Raw genomic sequence first — 9335 nt, 5'->3', positions numbered from 1 at the left:
GGGGGGGGTGACGTCTTGACTTCTCAGGATTAATGCACCTTGGAGAACATTTTTTAGTGACCCTCGTCATGTGGATAAGTGCCTTGAGGGGCGTGATGAACTGGAACGTTAGCGTGATGAACTGGAACGTTAGCGTGATGAACTGGAACGTTAGCGTGATGAACTGGAACGTTAGCACCCCTGTGGAAAACCCCGGTTTGCCCAGTATTTACAAGGGTAGAATCAGTGTTCAAAAAATGTGCCCCTATAAGTACCTATAAGTTAACCTATCGTCATCCGCGTACGCGCGCGAGAACTCAAGCCTGTGGAAAACTAATTGATGACGACGATGACAAAGAAATCACCATCCCGCTTGACAGCCTGTCTATCCGGGGTCTAGTGTGGTGCCAGATACGAAAGTGACCCCGCGGTGCGCTAACACCCGGGGCCGTGGCAGCACCTATACCAGTTAGGCACCGCAATGCATGATTTTAGCGCACCCGCGCACCTTAAGTCCACCGGCACCGCCGCCGGATTCGAGACTCTCAGCGACATCCTCGCTGACCACACCGCCCCCACCGGCGGCACTCTCCAGCATCGCCAGAGCACTACATCTCTGGCCATCAACGATTTCACTACCGTCGCGATTCCCTGGATCTTCGTCAACTACCAGCTGCCCCTCATGGCCACTCAGGAAATCCTCTGGGAACGTACCGACGGCGATATCACCGTCATCCTCGCCGCCACACCCTACAAGGACAACGACGGTGTCACTCAGCAGCACCTGCCCTCCGGCCGCATTGCCCGCGAAATTCTGATTTACCTGACCACCACGGCGTTAGCGACGCAGTCTCCCGTCATCAAAATCTCGGACACCTGGCGGGGCCTCCTGAGCGACATCGGCATCGAAGCTTCCAGGGACAACCTGCAGGCGGTACAGAAGCAACTCCGCGCGCTGCTGAAGATGACCATCCAAATCTCCCACCAGAGCACCTTGCCGGATGGCACCAATGTGTCGACTTCTCAGTCCTACCTCGTAGGATCCAGCGAAAAGCTCTTCTTCAACAGGGACGGGCTGCTGGATGACAAGCATCAAAGCGTCATTCGCCTGTCGCAGGAATTCTATGAGCGTATCGCAGCAACCCCCTCGCCGGTACACGGCGCCATGCTGGTACTACGTGAATCCTGGCGCAAGATCATTGCTGAGAACCCCCACCAGGCCCTTGCCGGTGACGTTTTCTGGTGGCTGGCAGGCCGCATGAGCCGTGTCCGCCGCGAGACCCGTATCCCCTGGACCAGCCTCATGGGCCAATTCGGTAGCTCTGCTCGTCAGATGACAAAATTTCGAGCGCAGTTTCGTGCGGCTCTGTCGGTAGCCACTAGGGAGTACTTTGCGCCCCTCGGTGAGGATTTCGACTCGACTGTCTATGTCGGCGAATATGGCGTCGGGACCCGTGGAGGCAATAGCGGTCTCCTGCTCTCACCCATCAGCGCCGAGCACCGCAAGCTTATGGCGTGGAGCAATCGTAGCTGTCAGGCTGATGACTCTACTCGCCCCGCCCCTGCGCGTCAGAAATCTCAGCCTGCACCCGCCGCCTCGGCGGCCCCTGCTCCTGAGGTGGTCTCTATCCCCGCTCACGCGGGTGTGGACATCACTGAGCTGCGTGCAGCACTAGCTGCCGCTGGCATGCAGGTGGGGGCTGTCTCGGATGGTGCTCTGCGTGCGGCTATCGACACGGTGCTCAGCCGCGTCACCTCGGTCGGTAGTGCTCAGGCTCTGGTGACCACCGCGATTGTGCGTGAGCCTGCTCTGCTGACCGGCACTGCGGCTCCGGTAGCACCTGCTGCGCAGGGCCCTGCCGCCCCGGCTGCGCCCGGTCAGGGTGCGGCTCCTGTGGTCTCGGGCCGTCCTGTCCTGCCGGTGGTGCCGTGCCCGGTGCATCGTGAGGAGGTGACCGGTCTGGTCTGCCGCGACTGCGCTATCGAGCTGAAGTCCGCGGATACGGATCCCGCTGTGGCTGCTGAGTGCTGGCACGCGGTGCGTGCTCGTCTGACTGAGCTGTCCCGCCTGGAGGGTGTGGATACCAGTGGTGAGTGGATCCGCTACTCGGCCCTGGCGGAGCGTCATGGTGCCGCCTAGTGTCTCTAAATGACCTCTCAGCGCGCTATTGCATATCAATCCACGTATAATTCAGGGTGTCGCCTCGATTCCGGCATATAGGCGGCACACCACCACACCAAGGACAAGCTTATGAATCCCCTCCACCGCACCACGGCTGGTGCACGGACATCTGAGGACCTGGTGCCAGAGGCGCACGGGTATGGCTATATTGCCTCCTCTGAGGTTGCGCCTGCGGCGTCGTCTCAGACTGTGCCTGAGGCACATGGGTACGGCTATGTCGTCGTCTCTGACGATGATGACTCTGCCTCTGCTCCTGCTGCTGAGGTGGCTGAGCCTGCAGATTCTGCAGAGCCTGCCCGTACAGCGGCACCTGCTCGGCGGGTGCAGCAGAGCCCCCTGATCGAGTTCATTCCTGATTCTCCTGCCGCGACGGCTCCCGCTGAGGCTGAGGTATCTGAGGCTGTGGTGCCTGATGCTCGTGAGGATGAGGCGGCCCATCCCGCAGAATCTACAGAATCTGCTGAGTCGGCTCCTGTGCGTGCGGCCGCTGCTGAGCCTATCTCTGTGGCTCCTGCGGTGGTGCTCAGCCCGCTACTGCCGAATATTGGTGCGTCCACTATGGCTCGCCTGCTGGGCCTGGAGGAGATTCCTCTCTCTGAGCAGGTGCCTGCCTCTACGGCGCGGGTGGTCGTCATTGATGCTACTGAGAAGGGTGTTGCGGCGGCGCAGGCGTATATTGAGGATCTTAAGGCTCAAGGCCCTGAGCCTGTCGGGTCGGTGACCTCGCTGGACGGTCTGGACGGCATCCTCGTCATCCCGGCTGATAGTAGGCGTATCCCGCGTACTGTCAAGCTGCGGTTGAAGGTTTTGTCGGGTGCGTGCCCGGTGCTGATGTGCCCGTGGATTCCGGCTCTGGCGTCTCGCATCTGTGATGATGCGGCCCTACAGAAGGCTGCGGCGACGCGGCCGGTCGCGGCGGCGTTGAAGCGGCTGGTCGCGCAGGTTGAGGACCTGGCTGGATAGTACAGCCTGAGACCCACCTCCCCCTATAGTTTTCACTCACCTCCCCCTTGTCTGGGGGTTATCTCACTACTCACTCAAACACCCTGCCGGCAGGCATCCTGTCGGTGCCCTGGGTGTGCCTGAGTGCACCCAAAATCTTTACACACACTGCACTCTGTGCAGAGAACACGAAGGAGACCCCGTGAAGATTCGTTCTGGCCTGCGTACTGCTGCTACTGGTGCCGCCCTGTCCCTGGTGACTATCCCTGTCGCCTCTACTGCTGCTCATGCTGAGGCCCTGCAGATGCCGAAGGCTGTTTGTGATGGTGCAGATACTATCCTCGGTGTCATTGCTGGCTTCGGCTTTGTGGCTGCTGTGGCGGGTATTATCCTCATCGGCATTAACCTGGTGATCGCGCATCGCCGCGAGGACGGCGGCTTTGTGCTGGGCGCGATCGCTAAGTGGGGCATTGGTGCGATCCTGATTGGTATTGCGGCACCGCTCGCGAGCCTGTTTGTTAAGTCGACTCTGAACTGCGGCTAGGAGATTTTGTGATGGTACGTGAGGTCTTGAGGTCTCGCCGGTCCTCGATTTTTTTCATGGTGGGTGTGCTGGTGATTGCTGGTCTGCTGGCGGTCAAGGTGATCTTTTTCCCGGAGCAGGCGCGTGAGTCTGCTGCGCCGTCGGCGTCTGCGTCGGCTGCCCCGAGTTTGTCGGCGGTGGCGGCGTCGGCTGGGTCGGTGGGTGCTGATGGTCGCGCGGTGTGTGATGTGAAGGTTCCGGCTGGCAAGGAATTTTCCGCTGAGGTTCCGGAAGATTACGTCTGGGAGCAGACCGCCGCTGGCATCCATTACCCGGTGAGCGCATCGTATGGCCCTGCGGTTCGTCAGGGCCGTTTGGGCCAGTGCTTCGCACACAATCCTGCGGGCGCTGCTCTGGCTGCGATTAACACCGCAATTGTCCTTGGCAATAGCGAAGTGTCAAACGAAAGCCGCCGTGCCATTCTCTCGAGCCGATTCGCAAATCAGCCTGAAGCCTGGACCAGCAACGGAGATACTGCCCGGATTGAGGGAGCAGCTGTCATCTATGCCTACAGTATTCAGGGTTATTCGACCGAACGCGCCACCGTGAAGGTCTACATCATGGCACAGAAGCCGGGCGGGCCAATCAACATTGGCTGGGTTCCTATTCGCGTAGTCTGGGAAAACGGAGACTGGCGTCTTGACTCCGAAAAGTCAGAGATGAAGACCGAAGTCATGACTGACGAACCCTCTCAGCGATTCCTCATCGACCAGAACAAAATGACCGAATGGGGGTTTAAACGCTAATGGCTGATGACAGCAACATCATCTCTGACACGGTTAAAAACGTCCAGGATTTGAACTGCGACTTGTGGCTTAAAGTGGTAGGTCAACGTCAGGACCTTGCGGAGGCTTGTCACCAACACGCGGAAAATTTTTCTAAAGAGGTTGGGAAAGCCACTAATGACCCTGTCGGATACGTCGCTAAAAAGGTTGCCGACGGCACCTTTAATCAGATCTTGGAGAGCTTCTGGAATGGCTCCGTAAGCATCTACAAGCAGTTTATTACGTCGTGGCTCCATGCTGGACCCATCATCAACCCGGAAAAATCCTCCGCTTTCCAGTGGGGTACCGGTGTGGTTAATATTTTCACCCTGCTGGCGGTGACCATCGGCATTATGGTCGCTGGCGTCAAAATCGTGTGGGAGCAGCGCGGTGAGGACATCCGCTATGTGCTCTCCTCCCTGGGGCGTGTCATCCTCGTCTCCGGCATGGGTGTCGCCCTCGTCTCTCTGTTGCTGACGGCTAGTGATCAGGCTGCTGCCGCTATCCTTGACTCTACCGACTGGGGGCATAGGGACACAATGGCGGTTTTGGGTGACCCAGGAAAAGCCGTTGCCGCGCTGGGCGCGATGCTGTTTTTGCCTGGCGCGATTATGGTCCTGGTCGTGATTGTGCAGTGGTGCATCATGATCTTCGTAGCAATCGCTACTCCCGTGTTGCTGATGTACTGGCCGGTGGCTGAGGGTATCACCTTCGCTGCCGGTGGCCGCGGGTTCTCCCGCGTCTCTAAATGGCTGCTGGCGTTCATTCTGTTCAAGCCGACGGTGGCCGTGCTGTACGGTTTTGCGTTCCAGGAGCTCAAGGGCGGTGACGGTATCGGCGGTATCGTGACCGCGGTCTGCATTATCGCAATGGCCCCGTTCGCCCTGCCCGCCCTGTTGAAGATTGTGAACCCGGCGGCGGCGGGTACTGGTGCTGATGGTGCTGGTACTGCCCTGGCTGGCATGGCTGGTATGGCGGTCGGTGCTGCTGGTGTGGCTGCTGGTGCGGCTACCGGTGGTGCTGGCGCGGCCGCTGCTGCCGGTGGCTCTTCGGGCGCGTCAGCTAGCGCCTTCATGTTCTCTAATATGGGCCCGACGTTGGCTGAGTCTGGTGGTATGGCTGGTATAGGCGGCGGTGCAGCCGGTGCGGCTGGTGCGGCTTCCGGCGGCGGTGGTGTCGCTTCCGGCGGAAGCGGGGCTGTTGCTGCTGGTGGGTCGTCTGCTGGCGCGTCGGGTGGTTCCGGCGCTATTGCGGCTGCTGGCCCGGCTCCTGCTGCCTCTTCGTCTGGTGGGGCGGTGGGCGCACCCGCAGCGGCTGCTTCCGCTCCGTCTGGTGGGTCGGCTACCGCGCCTGCGTCTAATGCTGGTGGGTCTGCCCCGCAGGCTCCCGGCGGCGGCATGGTCGGTATCGGCTTGACGGTGAGCGCCGGTAGTGACACCGGGTCGGCACCCGGTGGCGGCTCTGGCGGCGGCGGTTCTGCCGGTGTGAGCCGTCTTGCTCAGGCCGCGCAGGTTCTTGAGAACCATATGCCGCGTGCTGAGCACGCTGAAGAGGTTCTGCTGGATGATCAGAGCCTGGACCGAATCCACTAGTACGGCGGGCTCTGTTGAGGGTGTGGTGATTGCATAGTGCAGTCATCGCGTGATGCAATCACCACCCCACCCCACCCCATACATTCTTTTTCTCTCTATATCTTTCACTGACTCAAAAGACCCCCACACCGTGGGGGTCAGCTACAGCACACCCAAAAACCGCCCCTCCGGGGCGGGAAAGGACACACCCATGCAGGCTCCCCAGTACGGTAACCCGATCCGATCCGGTTCCCTTAAGATTGGTGGCTGGCTTCCGGCACGAGCTGGCATCATCCTCATCGTTGCGGCCGTTATCCTCCTGTTCTTGTGCCTGCTGAAAGAATTCATTGCTGCGGGCGTGTTCACGCTCGTCGTGATCGTCTACGTGGGCCTGCTGGAAATCCCGTTTGGGGCTGAGGATAAGACGCTGATGCACCGTATCCGCCGGTACGCGGCGCATGCTCAGCGGGTCGAATCGGGCGAGACGCTGTTTCTTGCCTCGCATTTTGGTGGTCAGGACCGTGCCCTGGGGCTGCCGGGCGTACTGTCGACGCTGACGGTGCGCGATAGCGTAGACGGCTTGGGTAACCCGGTGCAGCTGCTGCATCATACGCGTGCTAATCAGCTGTCGGTGACGATTGAGTGTTCCCCGGCGGGTGTGGCGATGAGTACGCAGTCTCGTACGACGGAGCAGGTGAGTGCGTATGCTGCGTGGCTGTCCTCGCTGGCTGGTGAGACTGGGCTGAATGGTGCGCAGGTTGTGGTGGACTCGGTGTTTGAGTCTTCGGTTCCGTTGGCGGAGTCTATTTTGTCGAATCTGGATCCGGCCGCCCCGCAGGTGGCGCAGCAGATCGCGCGTGAGGCTGCTGGCATGTTGCCGCAGACGGTGGCGCATGTGCGGTCGTATGTAACGTTGGGGTATAAGATTTCGGCGTTGGCTGAGGATGTGGACGGTGCTACTGCTGAGGTGCTGTCGCGTGTTCCGCGTCATTTGAAGGCGTTGGCGTCGGCTGGGTCTGGTATTAGCCAGGTGATGAGTGACGCCGATTATGGGGACATGCTGTACACGGCGTATAACCCGCACCGTAATGGTGAGGTGGCTCAGGAAATTAAGGATCGTATTCCGGCGTTCCGCCCGTTTGAGGGTGCTGCTCCTGAGTATTTTAATGCTGCGCATCCGCGTGTTGTGTTCCATGATTCGGTGGCGTCGATGACGGTGATGATGACGATGCCGGATCCGGCGAAGATTACTGACCGCTCGTATGAGAAGTTGTTCGCGCCGTCGCGTCATTTTTTGCGGAAGCGTGTGAGTATTTTGTATCGTCCGGTGCCGTTGGCGGCGCAGCGTTCGCGTATTGATGCGGCGTCGCGTGCGACGACGACGGAGTCGACGTCGCGTAAGCGTGTGACGGCGTTTGAGATGAAGAAGGCGAAGGCTGCGGCTGAGGCGATGGATCAGATGAGTCGCGGCGCGATGATTCAGGAGTGGGCGTTGATGGTGACGGTGACGTTTGAGCCGAATGCTGCGGCGCAGCGTGCTGCTGAGAATGAGTTGAAGGCGTTGATGGGTGGTATGCGTTGGTGTTTCGCTGATTATGCGGCGGATGCGGCGTTCCATCAGACCCTACCGCTGGGTTTGTTCCCGTGGACGTATGCGCCGAGTATGTCGTTGTTGGCGAAGGCGCCGGCGGCCGAGAAGGCTGAGGCTGGGAAGGGGCAGGAGGATTAGTCATGGTGTTGTCTTTGTTTAAGAAGAAGGACGGCGGTAGCCGTGCTGGTGCTGTGGTGGATCATCCGCGTACGTCGATTCATGGTCAGCATGGTTTTGGTGGCGGTGCGTGGGGTCAGCTGGCTCAGCCGCGTCCGTGGCTGGAGACGACGTGGGAGAACGCCGGTTTGTACCCGTTTGTGACGGGTACGTCTCGCCCGGTGTCGGGTGCCCCGATTGGGTATGACCTGACGAGTGGGTCTGCGGTGGCGTTGGATCATATCAGCTTGTATAAGGCGAATATGATTACTAGCCCGTCGGCGATGGTTTTTGGTCTGAATGGTTATGGTAAATCGTCGCTGTCGGGTTTGGTGGCTGCGTACTTGAATGGGTGCGGGTCGCCGTTGGCGATTTTTAATCCGTTGAAGCGTGAGGAGTGGACTCCGCTGGCTCGCGCGATTGGTGCTGACGTGTTCGATATCGGCATTAATCGTCATTCGACGAAGATTAATCCGTTGGATGCTGGCCCGTTGGCGGCTGCTGGTGACATTATTGGTGGCCAGACGGGTGTTGAGTTGCGTGCTATTGCGGTGGCGAATATTGTGCACAACATTATTGCGCTGATTCGTATTAATCGTGGTCGTGATCGTGGTGTCAGTGATGATGAGCGCACGATGATTAAGGCGTCGGTGGAGTCGGTGATGGAGGCGGAGCGGAAGCCGTCGCTGGGTCATCTGTTGCACTTCTTCGAGAATCCGAGCCAGAAGGCGGTGCATGCTGCTGGTTTGGATGAGGCGAGCGAGTTTAAGACCGCGTATTTGGAGCTGTACCGCTCGTTGTCGGCGTTGGTGTATGGCGATATGGCGGCGATTTTCTCTGATGAGGGTATGACGATTAATCCGGGTAATCCGGGTGGTTTCTGTTTTGACTCGTCGTCGATTCCGGACTCGATGGATCACATGATTAGTGCGGTCATGATGACGACGTGGCGCCTGGGCATGAACGCGATTGACGCGCACTGGGAGTTGAGTCAGCATGAGGCGAAGAAGGTTGAGGAGGCTGCTGCTGAGGGTGAGGTGTATATCCCTCGGTATACCTGGCACGGCTACTCATCACTAATGGATGAGTTCTGGTATCCGGTACGTATGGCACCGGGCATGATTCAGGAAGTGGACAAGCTCTCACGCACCAATAGGTCGGTGGGTGTGGGTGAGTGGAAGATTACGCACTCGCCGAAGGACTTTTTGATGATTGATAATGAGGCGGATCGTAAGATTGCGCACTCGCTGATTGGTAAGTGCGGTTTGTGGGTGTTGTTGGCTCTGGAGCCGGAGGATATTGACGTGTTGCGTACGGTGCGTCCGATTTCGACGAAGGAGGCAGCGATGGTGACTGGTTTCGTTTCGGGTGCGGATGGGTTGAATCCTGCTGCGGCTCGTAAGGGTCATGGTGGGTTGCGGTCTACGGGTGTGCCTGAGGGTGCTGGCCGTGCGTTGTGGAAGGTCGGTTCGAGCGTGGGTATTCCGGTGCAGTCGCCGAAGCCTGCGACGTTGGGTCGTCTGCATCAGACCGATACCCGTTTCACGAAGGATTAGCAGAGGGGGTT

General features: G+C 59.2%; 7 protein-coding genes. All 7 read left to right on the top strand.

Translation table 11 applies throughout. The features are described 5' to 3' along the window. Positions 1 to 460: 460 nt before the first annotated feature. The 7 genes from AB8C10_RS08475 to AB8C10_RS08445 all read left to right on the top strand — a co-directional run bounded on the left by AB8C10_RS08475 (position 461) and on the right by AB8C10_RS08445 (position 9324). Positions 461 to 2119, top strand: a complete 1659-nt coding sequence (locus AB8C10_RS08475) for a replication protein RepA (protein ID WP_368867481.1) — start codon at positions 461 to 463, stop codon at positions 2117 to 2119. A gap of 111 nt (positions 2120 to 2230) precedes the next feature. Then, on the top strand, positions 2231 to 3124 hold the full coding sequence (locus AB8C10_RS08470) for a hypothetical protein (RefSeq protein WP_368867480.1): 894 nt from the start codon (positions 2231 to 2233) through the stop codon (positions 3122 to 3124). A gap of 181 nt (positions 3125 to 3305) precedes the next feature. Further along, positions 3306 to 3647 (top strand): hypothetical protein, encoded by a 342-nt coding sequence (locus AB8C10_RS08465; RefSeq protein WP_304009233.1) that lies wholly within the window; start codon positions 3306 to 3308, stop codon positions 3645 to 3647. A gap of 8 nt (positions 3648 to 3655) precedes the next feature. Further along, entirely contained in the window at positions 3656 to 4432 is a 777-nt protein-coding gene (locus tag AB8C10_RS08460; protein ID WP_368867479.1) for a hypothetical protein, read from the top strand. 212 nt (positions 4433 to 4644) lie between these two features. Beyond that, positions 4645 to 6042, top strand: coding sequence for a hypothetical protein (locus tag AB8C10_RS08455; RefSeq protein ID WP_368867478.1), 1398 nt, complete (start codon positions 4645 to 4647; stop codon positions 6040 to 6042). Between the two features lie 190 nt (positions 6043 to 6232). Beyond that, positions 6233 to 7750 carry an SCO6880 family protein gene (locus AB8C10_RS08450; RefSeq protein WP_368867477.1) on the top strand — a complete coding sequence of 506 codons (1518 nt, stop codon included), beginning with the start codon at positions 6233 to 6235 and terminating at the stop codon, positions 7748 to 7750. 2 nt (positions 7751 to 7752) lie between these two features. After that, positions 7753 to 9324, top strand: a complete 1572-nt coding sequence (locus tag AB8C10_RS08445; RefSeq protein ID WP_368867476.1) for an ATP-binding protein — start codon at positions 7753 to 7755, stop codon at positions 9322 to 9324. Positions 9325 to 9335: the final 11 nt, after the last annotated feature.

It is taken from the genome of Rothia mucilaginosa (assembly GCF_964210535.1).
Taxonomy (GTDB): Bacteria; Actinomycetota; Actinomycetes; order Actinomycetales; family Micrococcaceae; genus Rothia; species Rothia mucilaginosa_F.
This window is presented reverse-complemented; position numbering and strand designations above follow the sequence as displayed.